Raw genomic sequence first — 23494 nt, forward strand, 5'->3', positions numbered from 1 at the left:
AGGAATCAAAAATAAATTATTCTGTGCGAAAATTAAAGAGTCAGAACTATGACCAAACTAACCCATTTAGACCTATATAGTTTAGGTAAGTTACTTGATTACCAGTTATCAGATACCGGTATATGCCACGGTTTTACACTGATGATGGTGCAAGCAATTCTTGCTCAAGATGAACAAAGTTTTTGGGAGCGGCTTGATTTTATCGCCGCTTATAAGCCTCTTTTTAATAATTTAAAAAAAGATATCGAAGAAGCAAAAAAGAAAGTCCAATCCAGCAAAGACCAACCTCTTGATGAAAAAAGCGAAAAATTACTTGAGGTGCTTGCCTTTTTTGATGGGATAGAATTATATTTAGTACCTACTCAACACATTGATTTATTTGATGACATCATCTCACAGGAAGATATTAACAAGATTTATCCATTTATAAGTTCAAAAAAACTTAAAGACACTAAACTCACCCATCTTTTAAATAAGCCTTATGCTTTTGATAAACAAAACCTAAAAAATTATTTAAATAATTTAGCAAATGTATTTGACGATACAAATACTTCTCTCCCTATGATAGTAAGAAATGTTAATCATTCCATTTGCCTCAAATACCATAAAAAAAATAGAACTTGGCTTTGTGTAGATATCAATGTCTTGGGTTTGGAGAATAACTCCTATTTTCACAACCTGACGATTGAAGAACTTGCCGACAGCATTTTTACGTCATTTGTGCCCGAAAAGTATCCGCATGTTGTCATAAATATGGAAATACTAACAAATAAGGAAAATCCCACACTCCAATCCGCACTTGAGGATTTGCATGCTCAACACCCAATTACATTCAAACAAGCTAAGATACATGACCATCTCGACACTGGGCTGCTTTTTTTAGCATGCCGGCATGATCATCTTGATGTCATTAAAGATTTATTAAAGCAACCTACCGTTTCAGTTAATACTAAAACCCTAAGAGGAGAAACTCCTTTATTAATTGCTTGTGCAAAAGGACATCTTGAGGTTGTTCAGGAATTATTAAAGCACCCAGAGATCGCAGTTAACGAAAGTAATTTAAAAAAACAAACACCTTTATCATTTGCTTGTGCAAAAAAATATACTCTAGTCGTTCAAGCATTATTAGAACACAAACTAATTGATGTGAATCAAGTAGTTGGAGACCAGAATAAAAAATCTCCCTTGTACATCGCTTGTGAGTATGGATATTATGACATTGTCCAAAAATTAGTCGAGCGCGAAGATATTTTAGTAGACCAAGGAAATAGTGGGGATATCACTCCCTTATGTGCAGCATCTTACCTAGGGCTTGTGGATATTGTTTGGGCATTATTACCAAAATCAAATATTAATCAACCTTCGAATGCTGGAAATGGTCCATTACACTATGCTTGTGCACTACCCAGTTCAGAAGTGAATCAGCACATAATTCACCTATTATTAGAGCATGGAGCCAGCTTAACAGCTAAAAATAATAATGAAGAAACGGCAATAGATGTTGCGCTTGCATCAGAAAATAGCGTAGCCATTTATATGTTGTTGGAATTTACGCTAGATAATGGACTTGACCCTGACCAAGTGATGTCTCCAGACACCTTTGAAGACCTAGAACCTTGGATTGCAGAAAATCTTCCTGTTTTTATTAACTATATGCGTGAGGTTAAGCAACAATCAAGGGCAAGTGAAATCTCTTTTTTTAACCATATTGCTGTAGATTCAGAACCTAGTGATACTATTTATGATTATAATCCTCTAAAAAAAATATAAATGTTGCTCATTCAAATAATAGAGACTCCCAATCGCAGATGATTGCGCCAAATTAGCCCCAAGTAGGCTTACTTAGCTAAAATACCTATCATCTGATTTATAAAAAATCGGATTACCATGGCTTGTTTATGTCTCTTAGCCAGGGTAATTAATTCATTTAGCTGTTGAATATCATTAAGATTCTCTGTATTTATTGGGAAATAAATCTAACATAAAATTTAAATTAAAAAATTTCTTATTTATTTTATAAAAATTACTTTTTATGGAGTTTTTGTCTTATTCGCACCCAATACAATACCCAAGTGGTTTTATCAGAAGATTGAAAAATGACCAATGAATGCATCTATATTTTGCTGTATTTTTTTATCTTGTTTTTTATTTCAAGACTCATTCATCGTGCGTATAAAAAAGATCCGCGAACCCAAACAGCTGATGGCAGTATTGTGATGGCTGTAGGGATATTTTCCTTTGATGCCTTACCAAGAATTCCTTTTATTCCAGATGCGATTAAGCAATTCATTATTCTAGAATTACTGGTTATCTTTTTGTATTTAGTTATGAGTTACCTTAAACAATATCGAGATGGATATTTCAGGCGCAGCATTCAACTTAAAAAAAATCAATTTGGTTTGGGTACTTGGGTTGCTGGTTCATCCCTGCTTGCCGTATTGTTGTTACAAACCATTCATTGTTTTCCTTTTGTTGCCTGGGGATGCGCCTTTATAGCTGTTCTTATTTGGTTGGTTTATGTGCCTTGCTCCTGCATTAATTTAGCAAGGCTGTTTATTAAACTAGAGCAAGTAAATATTGGCATTATTTTATTACCCACGGTAAGCACGCAAGCGATAGCCTTGTTATGTTATTCATTGTGTTCAACTCTTCCGCTACTTCTCTATCAGACCCTAATACCGCTAGGCTATATCTTGTATTTACCAGGTTTCTTTATCATCGCGCGTTATCTATTTAGCTTGAGCTGCAGACGCATCATTTTAAGTTGGAGTAGCACCAATAGCATCCTGCATGGTGCTTTATCCATTTCAGGATTAGCGGCAACAACCACTGCTGCATTGAACGATACTCTAATTATAGGAACGTGGCTTATCGCAACCAGCCTTTTATTTCTGGTTGAAGGCATTGCATTGCTTAAAAGCGTCTATCGGTTTAAAGCTGCGGGTTTTATGCGCGGGCTCTTTGTTTATGATGTAGCACAATGGGCCCGGGTATTTACTTTTGGCATGTATTACACCTTTAATTTAAATCTGATGACCCATCATATTTATGTTAACGGCCTGATTCGCATGGTCATCGAGTATGGACAGTATGGGGTTTTAGCACTTTTATTATTTGAGATGATAAACTACCTCTGGCATCAATTTAAATGTAGATACTGTCTTTAGTTAAGGATTGTAAGTTGGGCTCATGCGCCAACAAAGCATTGAGCCCCCAAGAACTCAATGTTAGGCCATGAACCCAACCTACAGGTTTTCAACCACATTATTTAAACGTTAAAACCATCCTAAAGCGCGCGGCATTATTTTTCATTTTATTATAAGCTTCTTCAGCTTGTTCAAAAGGGACTACTTCATTCATCGAATGGATATGTTGATGGCAACTAAATTTCAGCGTATCCTCAATATCCATTGCGGTGCCTGATGCGGCCCCGTGAATATCTTTGGTACCGGAAATGAGCTGTGGAATTGAGATCTCTATCGGCTCATTAGAAACGCCCACAACTATTAATTTACCACGTGCCTTTAGACCAGCAATTAAACCACCCATCGATTTTCCACTTGCAGCAGTGGCTAAAATTCCATCAGCCCCACCCAGTTTTAATAAGCCTTCTGCAGGATCTTCACTGTTGCTATCAATATATTTATCAGCCCCTAACTCCAATGCTAGCTTTTCCTTTTCTTTGCCACGAGCAATAGCGACCGTATAAAATCCCATTCGTCGTGCAAATTGAACCCCTAGGTGACCAAGACCTCCAATGCCTTGTATGGCAACCACTGCGCCCGAACGTAGTTTAGCATTTCGCAAAGCATTGTAAGTAGTAACCCCCGCACAAAGCAGTGGCGCCGCCTCTTCCGCACTGAGTTCTTCCGGAATAGATGCTAAAGAGCGGGCTTCCACAATAACCAATTCAGCATATCCCCCATCGCGAGTAAAACCTGGAATAATCAAATTGATGCAATTGATAAAATCACCGCGTCGGCAAGGTTCACATTCGCCACATTCTCCCCCAAACCAACCCACCCCAACACGTTGCCCTACGTTCCAAGTAGTTACCCCTTCGCCAAGAGCATCAATCCGACCAGCAATTTCATGACCAGGTACTAATGGATATTTTAATCCAGGCCAAACTCCTTCAACGGCGAATACATCAGTGTGACACACCCCAGCTGCTTCCACACGCAAACGAACTTGGCCAGGACCTGGCTCACGAACAGGTCGTTCAACAATATTTAACTGGCCAGGGGTCGTAATTTCCACAGCTTTATACGTTTTCATTTCAACTCTCCTTGTTGCTTGGTTCTTTATTATAAAAACTCTAGACTAATTGCTTCGGTTTGCAATTCAAACACGTCCCTTACTTGTTTGATTTATGATATATACTTGATATAGATGTCTTTTTGTTGTTTTCCCTACACGCTGTTGAATATAGAGATTGAGAATGAAATGGATCATTTTAGCATTAACGATTTTATCACTTCAGGGATGTTGTCTTCGCTCTGAAATTATATGCAGGGAACGTGCCTCTGCCACAGTGGTTGAGCCGCTAATAAGGTATCCATATAGAAGCCCCGTTGATGTAACGACGACTACAATTGATTTTTATTAAGCGTAGCCTGTTCTACAATACAGGCTACATCTCATCGTTACAAAGAATTACGGAGCTCAGAGTCCTCATCGTCTGTTTCTTCAAAACTCATTTCCCTAATCAACGAGCCACCATAAGGACTGTTCCTAAGTTCTTTATAAGACTCCAGCGCTGTAACCTCTTTCGGAATTGCTTGCTCATAAAAGTCTAATAGATTGCTTTGCTCCTCGATAAAACCTGTCATAAAACTTAGTGGTCTCAATACCTCAAAAAAGGAATGATGCCCTAACGCAACCGTTGCCGAAGCAATTAATAATCCTAAGAGGTTATATTCTTTAGAGGAAAAAAGGCACAATGCATTTAAAGCGCTTACGGTCTTTCCAATAGTACCTGAAGCACCACTGATAACAGGTAAATAATGTTCGCGAAGCCAATCGGCCATTTCACTATCTTCTTTGGGTGCATAAACTTGTTTACAAGGGTAATTTTCAAATTTTAAATAATTTACCAGCTCTTCGGGAATCGTTGTATTCATATTTTCAGATATAATACCTATATTAAAACTGGGCTTTACTTTAGAGTCATCCAGTTCGATACATCCCCTATCATCATCGGAAAACAAATAATCCGGGCGCATTTTCGCCAATAATCGTTTCTGAGCCTGAGCCGGGTCATTGCTAAATAAACTATAATGTGCCAACGCGTTAAGAGACTCCTTAGGATTTACTGGTTTTAACGGAGGATAATTCAAACCCTCCATGGTCATGGCATATTCTGAAAAAAACTTTAAAAACTCGTTCCATACAAGCACTGAGCCTGACTCTTTTACTGCATTTAAATCAGTAACTTGGGGATGGCTTTGCTTTACCTGAGTGAACACGAGATAAAGGGTTCGCTCAAAGTGCCTATTATTTATATTAGCTTTGATCATAGTATCTAAAGCGTCATACATTTTATCTAAAAGCGCATCAAAAATTTCTGGATGATCAAGAAAATATTTTGCTAAGAAGCTTTCAAAAATACAAACTTCAATAATGTTATTTTTGTCGTCAAAGGTCACAGCCAGCCCCGCTAGAGAGAAAATAAAAGACACAGTGTAATTTATTTTCACACAAAAACCTACGGGTTTTTAACCTCTATTCTTTACGTGTAATACCACCTAACTAATTAAAAAAAAGAGCACAAAAATCAAACTCAAAATAATCACCAAAGGATTCAATTTTTGTCTGGTTAAAAGTTTCAAAACGCTATAAAGAATAATTCCGCCCCCAATACCATTAGCAATCGATGAGGTAAAGGGAATCATCATAATTGTGGTCATGCTTGGGGCTGTTTCGCTGACATCAGTTAACTTCATATCCGTTAAATGTTTCATCATGCAACAGGCCACATAAAGTAATGCCGGCCCTACTGCATAAACAGGAATCATCTTTGCCAAAGGAAAGAAAAACAGCATAAGAATAAATCCCAGCGCAATAACTATAGACGTTAATCCAGAACGCCCCCCTGCTTCAATACCTGTGGCCGATTCGATATAGGGTGAAGTACTCGCCGAACCTAAAAGGCCAGCTAGGGTGGAAGCAGCAGCATCGGCGGTTAAGGTATAACTAATGCGACGAGCGTAATCCTCTTTTTGCTTAAAAATGGTGGGATTGAGTAAACCAATTAAGGTTCCAGTGGCATCAAAAATAGCAATTAAGAAAAAAGTAAAAATGGCTTTTAGAGCAAGTGCTGTCGTCATTCCGGAAAAATTAAGTTTTAAAAAGGTAGGTTCGATTGAAGGGGGCACATCGAATACACCTTGCCATTGAGTCATTCCCAATATCAAACTTAAAATACTAATAGTGAGTATACCAATAATAATCGCCCCAGCAATACGATAATAATCCAACACGAGAATGATTAGAAAACCCAAAAAGAACAAGCCAATTTCCGGCTTACGAATATCACCTAAGCGCATTAAATTATGGACATCATCAACAATAATGTGATTAGCTTGAAGAGCAATCAATGCGATTAGCAAACTAATGCCAATCAGAATTGCTATTTGCAAATTATAGGGGATGGCTTCAATTAACAAACGTCGAAGCCCCGTTAGGGTCACGAAAAAAAATAATACCCCAGAAATAAATACCATAGCCAGCGCATGTTGCCAATCAATCCCCATCCCCTGCACCACACTGTAGGAAAAATAAATATTTAAGGCCATTCCTGGAGCTATGCCAATCGGCGTGTTAGCAATGATGCCTGTTAAAGCACAGGCAAATGCAGTCACCAAACAAGTTGCAGTAAACACCGCACCTTGATCCATACCCGCATCATGTAAAATCGTTGGGTTTACAAAGACAATGTAAACCATAGTTAAAAAGGTAGTAATACCAGCCAGAATTTCTTGTCTTAGGGTTGTTCCGTTAAGAAAATAGGATTTTAAATAGTTCATGACGCAGATGGGTGGATGTAAAAATCAATCCTACACAAAGCCTGGGGATGTTTGCAACAACTCATTTACGAGAACCTCTATAGGTCGAATTATCACGGTAATTCATAAAGCTACTAATTGGAGTATAAACATTTGCTAATACTCCCCTTCAAGCCTATTTTCCACCAAAGTCGCAACCCCCATCGCTCCGCAAATTGCAAACATCACGGGGGCTAGAAAGACAAAATCAACCCGAGTAAATTCAAAAATTATGATAGTTGCCGTTAGAGGCATTTTCTGAGCCGCCGCAAGAAACGCAGCAGCTCCAATCACCGCATAAGCCGCCAATGGGGTACCAGGCCACACGAAATTCCAAATCCCACCTAAACACACTCCCAATAACGCACCATTAGCCAGCGAAGGAGTTAAAAGTCCTCCCCATGCGCCCGAACGTAAGCTACTCCACACAATAAAACTTCTTAATATTAGGATCAAAGCACTCATGCCTATTGATAATAACTGGCTAAACTCCAACTGTGCAGCACTCTTCCCATTCCCTAATAAGGAAGGAAAATAAATAGCCAGAAAACCAATCATGATGAAGTTAGCCAAACATGCAAAAAACATGGGCCAGCCACTAAATGCCTTAGCTCGTTGCCTATTTGCAATCTCAATAAACCAAAAAGCAAAAAAACCTAAAATAGGGCCAACAACAATGGACCAAATAGCTAGAGAGGCGCTAATCGAAGTTAACTCAGGAATATAATACGTCGCCTCTTGCCCCAATCCCCACCAAGACACCACCGTAGCAATGGCAGAAGTAGCAAATGCCGGTAACAAAATAGACCAATGGAAATTAAACAAAAGCACTTCCATTACAAAAACTGCGCCGCCCAGAGGCAGATTATAGACAGCCGCTAAACCTGCGCCTGCGCCACATGCAAGCATAACGTTCGTTTCATCCACAGAGAGACCCACTTTATGAGAAAACCAAGTAGCAAACACCGCTGAAGCCTCTCGCGGAGCAACCTCTCGCCCTAAAGGGGAGCCTAATGCAATCGTGATGATCTGCAATAGAGCATGACATGTCGTAGTTAACGGGGGCATTATTTTGCCCGTTTTGATGGATTGAGAAATACTCACTAAGGGTTTACCAAGGCGCTGGATAATTAACCAACCTCCTCCGGCGAATAAGCCACAAGCCCCTAAAATGAAAAGCCTACGCGTTGAGCTAGAGGCACTCACTCCATCTAAAAAACTTTCAGGGCTGATGATGTGGAAAGGACTATAACCATAAGCAACATGTTGTATGTAATGGAGCAACAAAGCTAGAGACATCCCAATTAAACCAGAGCCAATACCAACACCAATAGTTACTATAATTAGAACGCCTATTGATGTCTTGGAATTTGTGCACTGTTCCTCTAATAACTCCATTCCTACTAGTCCTTTTTGAGGCGTTTTTTATTTAATGCATCATTAAAACTAATCAAAATATAAAACAAGGTCAAGAAAAATAATAACCCAGAAAATTAAACGAACCATGCCGCCCCTGAGCTAATAGGGCTATGTTGTCTGCTGATTTTTTTTAAACAAAAAGCGTAGTATAAAAAAGAATTTTTTCAAGCTGTTTTTTCATTTTTTTTTTTGTTATCATGCGGAGGCAATACTTTTAATACATCGCAATTCCTGTGAATAACTTCTAAATACCATCCCATTTTTTTATTTAAGAAAGAAATCCAACATATCTTTAAGCCTGTGTTCATATGGCATTTCGCACACCAGTATCCCCATTATTCTTTAAAAATTATCCACAAAATCTGTGGATAAGTCTGTTAACAGATGCTGAAAAGATTGGTGAAAATATTTAAGTGTCCACCCCGAATGCCGTGAGGCAAAGATTAACAGTGACGATTGCTCATCAACAACGATCTGATTCATTTTACAAACAACACTTTGTAAGCTACATAATTAAGGACCATAAGGACTACTATAAAAATAATCATGAAAAAATGGATTGGGTTGTTCTCTCTCATTGTAATTGTTCTTGTCGCTTATTACGTTATGGGCGGTATGGCAAAAACCACGTTAACCCAGAATATAGAGTCATTTCCTAAATCATCCGTAATAAATCTGCATTTGGAGCAATACCGACAAGGCTGGTTTTCATCTAAAGCTCAATTAGATTTACAAATGCATATACCTGCCCAAAAAATCACAGATAAAAATGGCGTTGTAAAAATGGATACGCCTCTTAATCTGGATATAAGCCTTCCTATCCGCATCAAACATGGACCATTCATTTGGACAGATAATGGCTTCCGTTTTGGTATTGCCGAAGTTGCAACACGTCCAGAGACACACTATAAGGCCTTAATCAATTATTTAAGGGAAACCGTAATTAAATACTCCCTCCCTTCGGTGACTCTGAAAGGCAATGATGGAACCGTAGATGGAGGGGTGCAAATCAATTGGGAGGGTTTAAAAACTGTACTCAGGGTTTCATCAAATCTTGACACGATTAATGCTAATTTCAACGTATATGGACTCAGTGGCTCTGCCAGCAATGTTAATTTTGACTTTGGACAATTAGAGCATGATATTCAATTATGGCGTCATCAGGAATGGTTATGGGTTGGCCAATCTCATTTAGGCCTGGCTTCTGCAATAATTAATGCAACTGAAGCTCAGAACTTTAAACTGCAAGGACTCGATCTACAATTTAACTCCGATGTAAACGATAATAAAATGGAGATTAATTGTAAATTATCTTTAGAAAAACTCTTAGTTGATAATCAAAATTATGGCCCTGGCATTTTTAAACTCAGTATTAAAAATTTAGATCCCAATGTAATAGCCAAACTAAATCAACAAGAAGCCAATATGGTTGAGAATAATGTGGATCCGAATGTTGCGATGCTGGCTATAGGTGCAGAACTACCCAAACTACTTGCCAAAGGCCCGGTTGTGGAACTCGCTGAGATGAACCTAACGTTACCTGAAGGCCAAATTAAAGGCAACTTTAAAATATGGCTTCCTGAGAATGAAGTTAACGATTCGTCTCAAGCAATGCAAAAAGTCCGAGGCGAAGGGCATTTTAAAGCACCTATTCGCTTAGTTAAATCCTTAATGATTACTTCACTTAAGAGTGATCTAGCTAAAAAAAGACAGCAACAACCTGCATCAATAACTAATCCAATAGCAACCTTTCCTGCCCCTGCTGCTGCAAACCTCGATGCAGAAGCAGAAAAGCAAGCCGAACGATTAATTGCTGATTTAACTAACAAAGGTTTTTTAAAAGTAGATGGCGATAATTATATAGTTGATTTTACGTTGGATAATCAAAAATTATTGATTAATGGAAACCCTTGGAATATCTGAAGTCAATTAGTAATAACGAGGCAACCCAGAAGTTCGAAGCACCAAATCCTGGGTTACTTCACCTGAAATGATTGATATGTGGTCTTAAGAGCCAATATCAAGCACTATACGCCCATTAATCTTTCCTTGTTTTAGTTGTTCAAATACTGAATTAATTTGTTCTAATTTTTCAGTCATGACGGTTGCTTTAACTTTTCCTTCCGCCGCAAAAGCAAGCGACTCCTGTAAATCAAGACGAGTACCCACAATAGATCCTCTTAGTGTGATTCCTTCTAAGACCATATCAAAAATGGATACAGGGAAAAAACCGGGCGGTAACCCATTAAGAACAACAGTACCTCCACGTCGAAGCATCCCTTGTGCCTGTTCAAATGCCTTTATAGATACAGCAGTAACTAATACTCCGTGGGCTCCGCCAATTTCTTTTTTAAGGAAGGATACTGGATCGGTTTGAAGCGCATTTACCGTGAGTGATGCCCCTAATTGTGTCGCTAATGCTAATTTTTTATCATCAATATCCACTGCAACTACGTTTAATCCCATCGCTTTAGCATATTGAACCGCCATATGACCAAGTCCACCTATACCAGAAATAACCACCCAGTTTCCTGGTTTGGTTTCGGTCATTTTTAAACCTTTATATACGGTTACTCCTGCGCATAAAATCGGAGCAATTTCAATAGAGTCAACAGATTCAGGGATATGGCCTACAAAATTAGGATTGGCAATAATGTATTCAGCGAAACTGCCATTGACAGAATACCCAGTATTAAATTGGCTTTCACACAATGTTTCCCAGCCACCTAAACAATAAGAACAATATCCACAGCTGCTGTAAAGCCAGGGGACTCCGACCCGATCTCCTTCTTTAACATTAGTTACACCAGCGCCCACGGCAGAAACAAAGCCAACTCCCTCATGTCCAGGTATAAAAGGTAGACTAGGTTTTATTGGCCAATCTCCTTCCGCGGCATGTAAATCCGTGTGACAAACCCCAGATGCAACTATTTTGATTTGAATTTGCCCTGCCAGGGGTTCAGGAATAGGAACTTCTTCAATAATTAAGGGTTTTTGAAATTCTTTGACAACTGCTGCCTTCATGGATTTTTTTGTCATGGCTATCATCCTTCTTGCGGGGGCAAACCACTGTATGCAATCGTCTTTAGAGTCTGCACGCCCATCATGGAATTTACATAATTAATAATAGACCAAAAAGGCGCGCAAAGTGGCGACTAAATATTGCGTGAAGGCGCTGCAGCAGGTGTGGCTGAAGCAGTAGATGCACTCCAATTTATATCGGCATCAATGCCTGCATCAATGAAGGCATTAAACTCAGGATCATCGTAGGATGAAAATAAAGAGGAAAAATCTTCAAACATTTTCTTCTTCACCTGTTCACGAATCTTATTCCAGATAGGTTCGACAGTATAATTTTTATTGAACAGACTATTAACTAAGAGAGGATTCGCTTTATACCAGGCTAGAGCGATTTCTTTCACAACAGCATTTAACTTTAAGGAGGCAACTTCTTTGGTAATAAAATCGATTTCAACATCAGAATGAAGACTAACTAATTTCTCCATCAGCTTGGTAAACATTGCGGGTTTACAGACCTCTTCATCCTCCCCCCCTAAATCGATTCCTTTATTAGATAAATTATATCCTCGCTGTAATTCATAAAGCCCTTCTTGCAACATATTAAGAGCATCAGCCAGGCTCCCTTTTCGTTGAGACGAGTCATTAATGGCCATCCAACAAAAAACTAAAACGTCTTTCAAAGAAACGCCTATTTCCTCATGAATTATAGGAGTACCATCTACAATCAACTCTACCGCTCTTTGGGCAACCTTAGATGTAGCCTTAGAAGGATCCAAATTTTGAGCCCAGGCAGCCAAATCAATTAAATATTGTTGTCGATCAGCTAGTGAAAGACTCTCTCCATAATGCTTTTTAAGCCGTAAGATGGATTCTGCGGCTGTTCGATCCACGCTGCTTACATGAGTGCTTTGTTTGGTATTAATAGGAAAAACTATATTCAGTGCTATCATTCTCTGGCGCAAAAAGTGAGCTAACTCAGTATGATGGTGGCGCTCCGCTTGGGAGACATACTCTTCTTCGGCAATGGGCTCCAGATCAGCCCCTTTATCCAACAACCTCTTTACAACCTCTATATCACCTATAGAAATAGCTATTTTTAGGGGCAAGCTCTTTTGAGTACTGACGTTAGCCCCACTCGCTATTAAATACTCAATACATTCATAGCGGCGATGGCGAATTGCAAGACATAAAGCTTCGTCCTCACCAGAATGTAGGTTAAAACCTGAATCACTTAATGTTTGTAAAACAGGAAGGAAACCACCAGAAGCGGCGCTCATGATGGGGCCTGCCTCTGTTTTACTTATACTCTCATTTTTCAATAAAATGGTCTGAACAAGTTCATTATTACCCGCATTACATGCCGCTAAAAGCGCATCATAACCAGGAAGTTTTAATGAAAGAAGCTCTTCCATTAATCTCCCACTCTTAGTCCTGGCATTCACAGCTAACTCAGCAGCTCTTTTTAATTGAATCGGCGACCAATTTAAATCATGCTTTTTCAGCTCCATGAGGGCATTCTCATTTTCCGTCAAACAACACGCTTCAAGAAGGTTATAATTCCTTGAAACAGTACCGGCTCTCACCAATCCTGACTGGAGCAATACAATCTTTTCAGCACTAAGATTATTTAATTCCTGACGAAACTGCTTCATGTCCTTACTTTCAATTGCCTTAAAAATGGCAGGAGAGCTCTTAAAAATCACAAATCACCCCTTATATGTTTAAATTGAATCCATTTTGTTCTATTATTATAGAGTAAGAACCTTATTATTTCACATTGACTATTTATAGGATTAAGTGTTTGTTAAATTTTATACAAACATAAGTTAAGGAGCAAGACATGGGCAAAAAAACCAGTGATTTAAAGAAAATGTTGTCCTCTAAAAAATTAGATACTTCGGATTTTATTTTGATTGCCTTAGACATGCTCCATAATGAAAAAGCGACGTCATCAAGTGACATGTTAGTTCAACAATCAATAGAGGAATCTATGCAGGATTATTTAAATCTCGATTATGAAGCAGCAACAGAAAAACTTATTAGCGCCGCAAAAACCCTTAATGATGCAAGCATTGCAGGCTTATTCGAATCTACAGCCAAAAGAGCAGCTAAAAATAGCAAACCTGAAAAAGTTGAGAGTAGGAGGTATTTTGAAAACCATTTGGTTAATGAGCAATGGAACTCTCTTAACGATGAATCACACAAAGACAGTATGGATCGTTTTGCCAAATTCATGGCAGGTGCCAATTTACTTTATGCTGAAAAAGAAAGTTTCTCAAAATTGAAAAAAGTTAATAATCTTGAAGATATGGAGATGGTCATTGCCGCAATGAGGGGCTTTGGGGAAAAAACCGAGTCTATTTTGTCCCGCGAATCCTCCATGAGACGCGAAGAAAATATACCTATCTCCAAATTTAAGGACCGTGGTGGGAAACGAGATAGCAAGGATGTTGGTGACACCATGAATCCAGGTATTATTAAAGCGAACACGCCTACACCAGCAGATGAACGTCGAGAAAAAGCGGTTACAGGCAGTATCACGGATAGTTTTTTGATTAATAAAAAGGTTGACAGTGGTTATTCATCAACAAATGTAGATGTTCCTTTTGTAAACTCTGTTTCAGGTACAGCCTATACCTTAGCGGCAGTCTTAGATCAATACATCGAACAAAATCCCAAAGAACCTAATTTACAAATGGATGTCGATAACATTGTGAAAGTCTTCGTTTCATTCACTTGTAAATCTGGTTTTCACAGTTTATCGGAAATGGCTGATGTATTACGTAGTCCCGAAGTTGAGGAAGTATTTAGCAAGCATAACCTAAAGATTAACTATTCATGCTCCGAAGCAATACTGGATGAAGCAATAAAAGCCGCATCACAGTATGCAGAAACAAGAGCCGCTCAAAAAAGAGCCTTAAGCGAGCTACATACCCAGTCATTGTTCAACCGACATTCAGGAGAGCTCCCCCCCGGAAAAATATATCCTGGCGAATTACAACTGATTGTAAGAGAAGAAAAGCAAAGCGGTCCAAGAGTAGCTGCAGCTCTAAAAAAACTGTATGAGGGAAAAACATATGGGCCAGATGACTGCAAAGATATCGCCCAACGATATTTAAATTATGCACAAATAAAGCATCCCCATGCAAATACACGAGAAGTTAAAGAATTTATTAAAGATATGAATAGCGCCATCAAGACACGCATGGAAACAACGGATGAACGCGTAGAACACCTATCTCGTGGGGGCATGATATAAATTAATTACATCTTATTTCTACGCCCCGCGACTTGTCCGCGGAGCGTACTGAGGAACTGGCTCTGGCATTATTATCTTTGCAATAAAAATGGCCGATTTCTCAGGCCATCTAGGTCTTTCGATCATACTACCCGTTTATCCCTGCATGCCAGGCATTTCTACATTCATTTGCTGCCTCAATTCCATAATAAAGTCAGACAACTTATTCTTAACCGCAGTATTAAAGCATTCTTTACCTTCACAACTTAAGTTGGGAATAATTAATTGAGGCTTATTTAAAAAAGTAATTATGGGCTCTAACTCCTTAGGTAAATTTTCAACCTCTACGCCATCTACTATAGCTTGTAAGTTATTAACTAGCTCCGCATGAGCAGGGTTACTTTTTTTTAATTGGTTCAATAGAACCTGTAGAAAGTTCTGTACCGTATTGATTTCGGTAAAAAATTTATAAGTATTCACATTTGTGTTTGTCATAAGAATCTTCTATTTTTACTTTGCAGAAAGGAAAAAAAATATTAATCTGATACAATTATATATTAATTTGGTCAAAAATTTTATGAATTTTAAAAGTGAACTCTCTTTTTTTCAAAAAGATGGCCAACAGCTCACCCCGGATGACTTTGATCAGTACTTTAGAAAACTAGTACTCGACTCCTATAGAAAACGATTTGATAATGTAGCGAGTGCTCAATTTCATCTGGCACTGCAAGGATGTGATTTGCAGACCATGGTAAACATGCTTCTCGTATTTGAAAAGATGGGCGCACTGGAAAAATCAATTGAGCAATCCCTATTCTACCCTGTGGGCTGTGGTGACATCGCAAATTCCTTCTGTACATTACTGACCCAAAGCACCCTATTTATTCCACACACACAAAACCCTCCTCAACTCCCCTCCTTAGCTAAAGAGTTAGGTAAACATTTACCTAAACTGATTCGCATCGATATTCCAGGACACTCCTATGTAATACTCGCTTGCGAAAAGACTAAGAAAGACGTTTTTGGCTATATTTATCAATCGAATATTGCTGAAGGAATGGAAGACAACTCATACTCACTTAGTGCATGGCTCATGGATCCTCGCTCGCAAAAAATCAACCTAACTGAGCATTTAAACAAAGTGATTCAATTAATTAATGTCGATACTGCTGATGAAATTAAGGCCGCTATTTATCAAGAGTTGTTTATTGCTCAACCAATAGTTCCGGTCAAAAACCCAGCAAATCTTAATGTACTAATAAATCACATCAATAAAAATCCCAATTCATCTAGGTACAATGCAGAACACGTTACCCCTAAAGTATTAATTAGCACCTTGCAACAGTTTGAACACGAGTTCGGTGGAACTCATCTTGAACAAATACAATCGTTAGAGGACTACATCGAACAAAGTCGCGTGCTCATGAAAGAGCGCGAGCAGGAAGAACATGAGGAACAAGGGCACACGCTCGATCACCCTAAGCTATAAATCTCTTTGTCGCGATTCGACTGCAATTTGCTCAATATTGCGTACAATATTTTTCGCAATATTATTGAGTGGCAAATCATTATCACCCTTTCCAAAAGGCTCTTCCAATTCTTCGGATAAAATCTCCAAACCAAGTAAAATATAGACAATCATCACCATCATCGGGATCACTAAGAAACCAAAGGTATTAACCCAGCCAAACGGAAAAATTAAAGCATAAAAGAGTAAAGCTTGCTTCACAAAGAAGGCGAAAGGTGGAGGCACATGTGTATTAGCAATGCGTTCACAACCACCAACAAGGTCGATTAGATTTACCACATGCGTATCTAGTGCCAAATATTGCTCTAATTGTAATTTATTTTCTTGGCGCAATTGATTGAGAATAACGTACATCCTCTGCGTTACAAAAAGTACCGGGTTCTTTGAATCTATCTCATGAATACATAAAGACAGCAATTCAGTTTCCACCTCATCCGTTTCCTTGCGTAAATGAGCTTTGATAATAATGGGTAATTTAGTGAGTAATTCATAAAAGTCCTGATGCTTATTTAAACCAATGAAAGCATCAAACTTCAGGGCTAAATTACGGCAGTTATTATTAATTCCTCCCCACAATATGCGCCCTTCCCACCAGCGTGAATAACTGGTATTCACTCTAAAACTGATAACTATTGCTAAGATAAAGCTAAAAATCAGATGAAATTGACCTATATTGTATTTTTTGGCATTCTCAAAAAAACAAAGGATCAAAATGGCATAAATAGTAACGATTGCAATAATCGGTAATAATTTTCGAAAAACCTTTTCTTTATAAAATAAAAAAAGATGAGGCACCCAGGTTAATAAATTATATGATTTTAGTTTCAAGAATGCTCCCTAACAAAAACAATTCATGTGGTCATACATAAAAACATAGCAGATTATACTTCCAACAATAAAATCTCGTATCAACTAAACTAATAATTAATCATGCGCCTATTGCAATGGAACCTTTATACCATGAACGGAAAGAAAGAACAGCAGCTTGCCGCAGATTCGTTAGGAATAGGAAAATCTATTGCCATGGGAACCGCTGGTTCCGCACCAGCATTTAGTGTCTCTGCAGCCACAGCGCCGCTTGTTATAACCGTAGGAATTTTAGCGCCAGCCAGCATTTTATATTGCGGGCTAGTCATGTTTGGAATTTCTTTAGCCTTTATTCATCTGAATAAGGTATTAGTTAATGCCGGTGCCTCCTATGCCTGGGTTTCCAAAATTTTTGGTTTGTATTTAGGCTTTTTTGTTGGGTGGACCGTTCTAGTTTCTTCCGCATTATTTATGGTTTCAGGATCGCTTCCCGCCGCAACGGCCACTTTACTACTTATCAAGCCATCCCTAGGACATAGCCCTGGTTGGATTGCTTTTGTAAGCATTCTTTGGATCAGCGTCATTTCAGCAATAGCAATTAGAGGAATCAAGCCAACCGCCTACCTACAAGTATTAATGACCGGATTTGAAGTCCTATTTTTGCTTTATGTGATTGTAATGGGCTCTATTCTTTTTGCCAAAACTCCGGCTCATCAATTTTCAATCGACTGGCTTTCTCTAACTCATTTTACTCCCAGCTTATTTGCCAGTGGCGCGTTAGTTGCTGTATTTCTTTATTGGGGCTGGGATGTCACCTTAAATTTAAATGAAGAAACGAAAGATACACAACATATTCCAGGCCTTGGCGCTTTTTGGTCTGTATTAATCATTATTTTAGTCTTTGTAGGATTTGCAATAGTGACACTACTTGCATTTACTGACAGCGAAATTCAACATTCTGGACCCAATATAATTTTTGCATTGGCCGATAAAATTATGCCCCGGCCTTGGAGTTACCTAGCAGTTATCACCGTAATGATTAGTTCGATTGGTACCTTACAAACAAACATTATTCAATTTACTCGAACTCTTTTTTCTGAAGCTCGAGATGGAACCATTCATTCTCGTTATGCCCATCTTCATCAAAAATGGAATACGCCCTGGGTGGCTATTGTGATTTTGTGGATTTTAGGCATTATCTTTTTGACGTTATCCTCTAATTACTCCACTATAAATCTCATCATCCATGACTCCATCAATGCAATTAGCTTGTTGGTGGCTTTTTATTACAGTCTTACCGGATTTGCCTGCGCCTGGTACCATCGCCTCATATATAAAAACATATATGAATTAATAGGTTATATTATTTGGCCAGCTTTCAGCGCAATCTTTCTTATTTTTATCGCCTGCCTAAGTATTCCTAAATTTAGTCTGATAACTGATATTATTGGCATTGGGAGTATTCTTTTGGGTTTTATACCGTTAGGGTTTTATTGGCATGCACGGAAGAAAATGTAATCTTGATGGGGCACGTAGCAGCTAAGCAAGTATTAATCAGTACCACTTTTTGATGAAGATCAAGAAACACTCTATTTCTAAAATCATTAAAATCCGGCTAATATAAGACATCTTTAAAAATCATAAGAAAGGATTCCCCATGAGTGATTTTTTTCAAACACCCCCATGCTTAAATAATCAATACGATGATGATGTAGTTCTCAAAAACTATCTCGAATGGAAGCTTCCTGCAACCATGCTTAATGAAATTCAACCTGAATTACAGCATTTAGGGCAAAGGGTTATTGAAGAGATCTATCAGTTAGGGCAAGAAGCAGAAGCTTACCCTCCCAAGCATGTTCCCTATGATCCTTGGGGAAAGCGAATTGATCATATTGAAGTACATGCTGCCTGGAACGCATTGGATCGCATTTCAGCCGAAGAAAAGCTTATTGCCATTGGTTATGAACGTAAACACGACGCGCTATCACGCATACACCAATTTGCCAAACTTTATTTATTCCACCCCTCCTCCGCAATTTATACCTGCCCGCTCGCAATGACTGATGGCGCAGCGCGCGCTTTAGAGCTGTATGCGGATGACTCTCTTAAGCACCGTGCTTTTTCACATTTAACCTCAACAGATCCATCCCAGTTCTGGACCTCTGGACAATGGATGACCGAGCGTACTGGCGGCTCCGACGTAAGTGGTACATCGACTATTGCGAAAGCAGATGGAACTCAGTTTCGTTTAAGTGGTGTTAAATGGTTTACTTCAGCAACCACTTCACAAATGGCTATGACACTGGCGCGTATTGAAGGAGCACCTGAAGGGAGTCGGGGGCTAAGTTTATTTTATTTGGAGCTACGCGACCCTCAAGGCATGCTCAATGGCATACGTATCAATCGCTTAAAAGACAAGCTAGGAACGCGAGCCCTTCCTACCGCGGAATTAACGCTGGATAATGCTCAAGCAACCTTAGTTGGAGGTATGGGGGATGGGGTAAAAAAAATATCCTCACTGTTTAATATTACCCGCATTTATAATGCCTGCTGTGCTGTTGGTTATATGCGTCGTGCACTTGCTCTTGCACGTGATTATGCAAATAAGCGTGTTGCTTTTGGTCGTCCGCTATCCCAACATGGTCTACATCTGGAAACATTAGCTCACATGCACCTAGAATTCACTGGCGCCTTCCATCTTGTTTTCCATGCGATTGAATTGCTCGGTAAAGACGAAGTAGGTACAGCTACAGAACGTGAACGCTCCCTATTAAGACTTTTAACCCCGCTTGCTAAATTGTACACAGCCAAACAAGCTATTGCGGTAGTCAGCGAAGCCTTGGAAGCTTTTGGTGGGGCAGGATATATTGAGGATACCGGGCTTCCGCAATTATTGCGTAACGCCCAAGTTCTATCTATTTGGGAAGGAACCACAAATATTTTAAGTCTGGACGTCTTACGAGCCATTGAAAAAGAAAATGCAGCCACAGCCTTTTTCGAGGATGTTGCCCAACGCCTTGACATGATCAACAACCCTAAACTTCAGTCAGCCAAAAACAATACTGTAGAAGCAGCACAAACAATTCAACGCTATATGGTTTCTATGTCTCATAGGAATAGTGAAGAACAGCAAATAGGCGCCCGTCATTTTGCTTTTGCCTTAACTCAAACCTATATAGCTAGCTTGCTATTAGAATATGCTGAATGGGCTTTGCAAGCAAATAAAGATCCTCTTGCCCTAATTAGCGCAACACGTTGGTGTGCCAGAAATCTGACGAATTTACTTGAATCTTCTGAAGCCCACAAAAAAGAATCTTTTCTATTGGCGATGAACGAACTAAATACCCTCAGCTAGGGAGTGCACAAGGCTTTTTGCCTCCATATCCCGTATTACGACTTCGTCTAATACGGGCTAAGTCCCTCAAAATACTCTATGATCAAAAAATAGATCAAAAAAGTACTGTTGTTAATATTTTGTTAATTATTCATTCATACAATAAGGCAGATTTTAACGCTAATCTAGAGGTTTATGATGCCAGGCGATCCTAAAACACCTGCTAATACTGACGAACAACAAAAACAATTGCCTCAATCTGGCCCCTCTCCAATAAAAATACCTCCAGCTGTCTGGTATGCCAGTAACTTTTTAACCGTTGCAGGAGCAACTAACATCGCCATTCTTAGCATACAAAGCCCGACGAAAACTTTACTGGCACGCATGGCCGCGCAAGCTCCAGTAGTACCCTCTCTATCAGGCGGAACCTTTGGGTTTTTTAGAGCGCTTTATACAGGAACAAAAACTAGCCTTTATAGCTCTGCAGCGCGAACTACTTATGTTACTACCACTAAAAATAATAGGCCCATTGAGAGCTTGGTTGGAGAATCTCTTGTACGGGAAGAAACAACCCGTGAAGAACCACTCAGACCAACACAAAAAATCCCATTCAGCTACACAATGCACGCAGCGTTTTGGGACCTTGCAATAACGCAAATACCTGATTCATTGGCGCAAATGAAAAAAACACCCGGTCTTTTGCCTCCTAATTTTAAATGGTATACCCCTCATAATGTCCAAGCACTTTTATTAAATGGGTTTTCAGCACGGTATGCTTCCGGAATTATTAATTTCACTGCTATGTTACAATTTGAAACATGGATGGCGAATCAATTAAGCATGCAGAATTCAACATCCAAACATGCTACTGCTGGAGCAATTAGTGGTGCTTTCGGTGCTTTAGCGGCATATCCTTTCGCCTCACTTAAAGATTTAACTCTAGCACGAACCAAAGTTTCTCAGAGCGGGCAATTAATTAATGAGACAACATATAATGTAATAAAAAACCTTTACAGTGATTTTTATCAAAATCCGACACAGGCCGCTAAAACGTTTATTACTTATTCAGGGAAACAAATTCCATTAAGAATGGCTCTTTCAGCAATGATCTTTTCGCTTATTGCGGGTATTGGAGAAAAACTCGGCCCCACCCCCTTAGCTAAGATAGTTCCTTCAGAAAATCAACCGGATACAGAAGCTTTAAAATCGTATCGATTTTTTGCGACCAAAGAAAAAGCCGAAGAACCCCAAACGGTCCTCGAAGCATCTCCTTCAGCAAAACCTAAATAATTTCTGTTGCCTACGCCCTATGGCGTATCTGCTGGCGTAGGCAAAGATGTGACTAGGGTGCTCTTGCTTGCAACGGGCCACATTTGCTCAAAAATAGAAAAAAGGGGTGATTTTTATCACTTCAACGGTATAATATCAACATATTCAATAAAGGGAAATGATTATGCTAAGTCTATTTTGTAAGGCAGCAACCAATACAGGAGTAGTAGTAGCCTCGACGACAATCGCCCATATTACCTACTCTGTATCTCGTGATGTTCAAAATAGATATTTTCTATGGCAAAGCACTTTACCCCAAAATTCCGAATCCACCTCTTCTAGAAAAGAACAAAAAGACGTTAATGTACTTACTCCTAACTAATTTATTTTTAAAATAAAAACATCAAAAACGATGCTTGAACTCTTCAATAATTCACCCTATGATGACCTTCGAAATTTAACTCATTAGGGAATTTATTATGAAAAAAATACTTGGATTTATCTTATTAGCTTGTTGTGCACCATTTGCTTTAGCAGCAGACCAATTAAAAATCGGTGTGGTCAATGTTACTGAATTGTATAACAATTCTGCATTCATCCAAAACAGCAGTAAAGCCCTTCAAGAAGACATTAAAGGAATGGAAGAAAAATTACAGGCTCAAAAAGCGAAGATACAAGCATTAATGGGTTCTTATGAAAAAACCAGCGATGACAAAAAGAAAACCGTAGCGCAAGCAATTACTGCAGAGCAAACCCAACTAAATAAAATGAGCCAAGCGTATCAGAAAAAAATTCAAGAAGTTCAAGCCGAAGGACTAAAAAAATTCACTGATTTAGTGAAATCAACAGTTAATAAAATTGCTAAAGAAAAACAACTTAATGCAGTACTCAATTCCAACTCCGTGGTTTTTTCCGACAACTCTTGGGTTGATATTACTAGTGATGTTGAAGCTGCAATGCCTAAAGAGTAATTGTTTTACTCTCTTTTGTAGGTTGGCCCTTAGTGTATAGGACAACCTACAATTGTTAATCATTAAGTTGAAAGAGGATTAGTCACGCTCCCTCCTTCCTCTAAAAATTTCCTCACAGCAAGTAAATCAGCATAGGTCTTTTTTTTATCTACAGGCCTTCTCAACAAATATGCAGGATGATAGCTAACCATAAACGGTATCTTTTTATAATAATGAATTCTATTACGTAATTGGTTCAAGGCCACAGGTTTATTAAGTAAAAACTGACCGGCAAAACGCCCCAAAGCCAAAATAAGATCCGGTTGGATAAGTTCGATTTGCTGCTCTAAATAAGTACTACATTCCACAATTTCCTCTAACTGAGGATCACGATTATTCGGAGGACGGCATTTCAAAACATTGGCAATATAAAAATCCTCCTCAAACAGATTCACACTCTGCATCATTTGGTTCAATAAACCACCTGCTTTTCCCACAAAAGGTTTACCTTGTTGATCCTCATAAAACCCAGGGGCCTCTCCAATAATCATCAGCTTCGCTTGAGGACTGCCACGAAAAAAAACTGTTTGCTTACGAGTCTTATGAAGAGGGCAACGAGTACATCCAGCAACCTCATTTGCTAATCCAGATAAAAGAGCTTCACAGGAAGACTCTGCTTGGGTTTGAACATCAGACATGAAACACTCATAACATCATAATAACACCGCGATACACTATAAGAAAAAAAGTGACGTAGCAAGATTTATTGGCATCAACTTTAGGCTTTTTCCTGTCTCTTTCCATCGTATTGAAGTAGCGCAACAGAGTAAACAGGAGTATTAGGGCAGAGTCTAGTTAAGTAGCCCTACAGAAAAATTTATT

The 23494-nt window shown here is 38.9% G+C and carries 19 protein-coding genes; 10 read left to right on the forward strand and 9 right to left on the reverse strand.

Annotated elements, in window-relative coordinates; translation table 11 throughout:
• Window positions 1-141: 141 nt before the first annotated feature.
• Together E1P08_RS04595 and E1P08_RS04600 are read left to right on the forward strand one after the other, a co-directional pair.
• Entirely contained in the window at window positions 142-1770 is a 1629-nt protein-coding gene (locus E1P08_RS04595) for an ankyrin repeat domain-containing protein (RefSeq protein WP_165485081.1), read from the forward strand.
• A gap of 326 nt (window positions 1771-2096) precedes the next feature.
• A complete protein-coding gene (locus tag E1P08_RS04600; protein WP_133135811.1) occupies window positions 2097-3167 on the forward strand; it encodes a TDT family transporter in 1071 nt (356 codons plus the stop codon).
• A gap of 97 nt (window positions 3168-3264) precedes the next feature.
• Here E1P08_RS04600 and E1P08_RS04605 read toward each other — a convergent pair whose 3' ends face one another.
• The 4 genes from E1P08_RS04605 to E1P08_RS04620 all read right to left on the reverse strand — a co-directional run bounded on the left by E1P08_RS04605 (window position 3265) and on the right by E1P08_RS04620 (window position 8444).
• Window positions 3265-4278, reverse strand: coding sequence for an alcohol dehydrogenase (locus E1P08_RS04605; RefSeq protein ID WP_133135812.1), 1014 nt, complete (start codon window positions 4276-4278; stop codon window positions 3265-3267).
• 368 nt (window positions 4279-4646) lie between these two features.
• Window positions 4647-5699 carry a hypothetical protein gene (locus E1P08_RS04610; RefSeq protein ID WP_133135813.1) on the reverse strand — a complete coding sequence of 351 codons (1053 nt, stop codon included), beginning with the start codon at window positions 5697-5699 and terminating at the stop codon, window positions 4647-4649.
• Window positions 5700-5747: 48 nt separating this feature from the next.
• Complete coding sequence (locus tag E1P08_RS04615; protein ID WP_133135814.1) at window positions 5748-7028, reverse strand: NCS2 family permease; 1281 nt, start codon at window positions 7026-7028, stop codon at window positions 5748-5750.
• A gap of 135 nt (window positions 7029-7163) precedes the next feature.
• Window positions 7164-8444 carry a chloride channel protein gene (locus E1P08_RS04620; RefSeq protein WP_133135815.1) on the reverse strand — a complete coding sequence of 427 codons (1281 nt, stop codon included), beginning with the start codon at window positions 8442-8444 and terminating at the stop codon, window positions 7164-7166.
• Window positions 8445-9011: 567 nt separating this feature from the next.
• Between E1P08_RS04620 and E1P08_RS04625 the strand changes: the two genes are divergently transcribed.
• Window positions 9012-10388, forward strand: a complete 1377-nt coding sequence (locus E1P08_RS04625) for a YdgA family protein (protein ID WP_133135816.1) — start codon at window positions 9012-9014, stop codon at window positions 10386-10388.
• An 84-nt stretch (window positions 10389-10472) separates the two neighbouring features.
• Here the strand turns inward: E1P08_RS04625 and adhP are convergent, their stop codons facing one another.
• Together adhP and E1P08_RS04635 are read right to left on the reverse strand one after the other, a co-directional pair.
• A complete protein-coding gene (gene adhP, locus E1P08_RS04630) occupies window positions 10473-11504 on the reverse strand; it encodes an alcohol dehydrogenase AdhP (protein WP_133135817.1) in 1032 nt (343 codons plus the stop codon).
• Between the two features lie 116 nt (window positions 11505-11620).
• Window positions 11621-13189 carry an ankyrin repeat domain-containing protein gene (locus E1P08_RS04635; protein WP_133135818.1) on the reverse strand — a complete coding sequence of 523 codons (1569 nt, stop codon included), beginning with the start codon at window positions 13187-13189 and terminating at the stop codon, window positions 11621-11623.
• 137 nt (window positions 13190-13326) lie between these two features.
• Between E1P08_RS04635 and E1P08_RS04640 the strand changes: the two genes are divergently transcribed.
• Window positions 13327-14745: a hypothetical protein gene (locus tag E1P08_RS04640; protein ID WP_133135819.1), complete on the forward strand. Its 1419-nt coding sequence runs from the start codon at window positions 13327-13329 to the stop codon at window positions 14743-14745.
• Window positions 14746-14880: 135 nt separating this feature from the next.
• Here E1P08_RS04640 and E1P08_RS04645 read toward each other — a convergent pair whose 3' ends face one another.
• A complete protein-coding gene (locus E1P08_RS04645) occupies window positions 14881-15219 on the reverse strand; it encodes a hypothetical protein (protein ID WP_133135820.1) in 339 nt (112 codons plus the stop codon).
• A gap of 82 nt (window positions 15220-15301) precedes the next feature.
• Between E1P08_RS04645 and E1P08_RS04650 the strand changes: the two genes are divergently transcribed.
• Window positions 15302-16213: a hypothetical protein gene (locus E1P08_RS04650; protein ID WP_133135821.1), complete on the forward strand. Its 912-nt coding sequence runs from the start codon at window positions 15302-15304 to the stop codon at window positions 16211-16213.
• Here E1P08_RS04650 and E1P08_RS04655 read toward each other — a convergent pair.
• Window positions 16208-17080 carry a bestrophin family protein gene (locus E1P08_RS04655; RefSeq protein WP_133135822.1) on the reverse strand — a complete coding sequence of 291 codons (873 nt, stop codon included), beginning with the start codon at window positions 17078-17080 and terminating at the stop codon, window positions 16208-16210. The two genes, E1P08_RS04650 and E1P08_RS04655, sit on opposite strands and share 6 nt — an antisense overlap.
• A 132-nt stretch (window positions 17081-17212) precedes the next feature.
• On the opposite strand from E1P08_RS04655, the gene E1P08_RS04660 reads away from it, so the two are divergent.
• From E1P08_RS04660 to E1P08_RS04680, 5 genes are all read left to right on the forward strand, one after another.
• Window positions 17213-18577 (forward strand): APC family permease, encoded by a 1365-nt coding sequence (locus tag E1P08_RS04660; RefSeq protein WP_133135823.1) that lies wholly within the window; start codon window positions 17213-17215, stop codon window positions 18575-18577.
• A 139-nt stretch (window positions 18578-18716) separates the two neighbouring features.
• The gene (locus E1P08_RS04665) at window positions 18717-20414 is read left to right on the forward strand and encodes an acyl-CoA dehydrogenase family protein (RefSeq protein WP_133135824.1); all 1698 of its coding nucleotides are present in this window, start codon (window positions 18717-18719) and stop codon (window positions 20412-20414) included.
• Window positions 20415-20588: 174 nt separating this feature from the next.
• The gene (locus E1P08_RS04670) at window positions 20589-21683 is read left to right on the forward strand and encodes a hypothetical protein (RefSeq protein ID WP_133135825.1); all 1095 of its coding nucleotides are present in this window, start codon (window positions 20589-20591) and stop codon (window positions 21681-21683) included.
• 163 nt (window positions 21684-21846) lie between these two features.
• Window positions 21847-22044, forward strand: coding sequence for a hypothetical protein (locus tag E1P08_RS04675; protein ID WP_133135826.1), 198 nt, complete (start codon window positions 21847-21849; stop codon window positions 22042-22044).
• A 97-nt stretch (window positions 22045-22141) separates the two neighbouring features.
• Window positions 22142-22633, forward strand: coding sequence for an OmpH/Skp family outer membrane protein (locus E1P08_RS04680; RefSeq protein ID WP_133135827.1), 492 nt, complete (start codon window positions 22142-22144; stop codon window positions 22631-22633).
• A 62-nt stretch (window positions 22634-22695) separates the two neighbouring features.
• On the opposite strand, the gene E1P08_RS04685 is transcribed toward E1P08_RS04680, so the two are convergent.
• Window positions 22696-23310 (reverse strand): uracil-DNA glycosylase, encoded by a 615-nt coding sequence (locus tag E1P08_RS04685; RefSeq protein WP_133135828.1) that lies wholly within the window; start codon window positions 23308-23310, stop codon window positions 22696-22698.
• Window positions 23311-23494: the final 184 nt, after the last annotated feature.

It is taken from the genome of Legionella rowbothamii, assembly GCF_900639985.1.
GTDB classification, from domain to species: domain Bacteria; phylum Pseudomonadota; class Gammaproteobacteria; order Legionellales; family Legionellaceae; genus Legionella; species Legionella rowbothamii.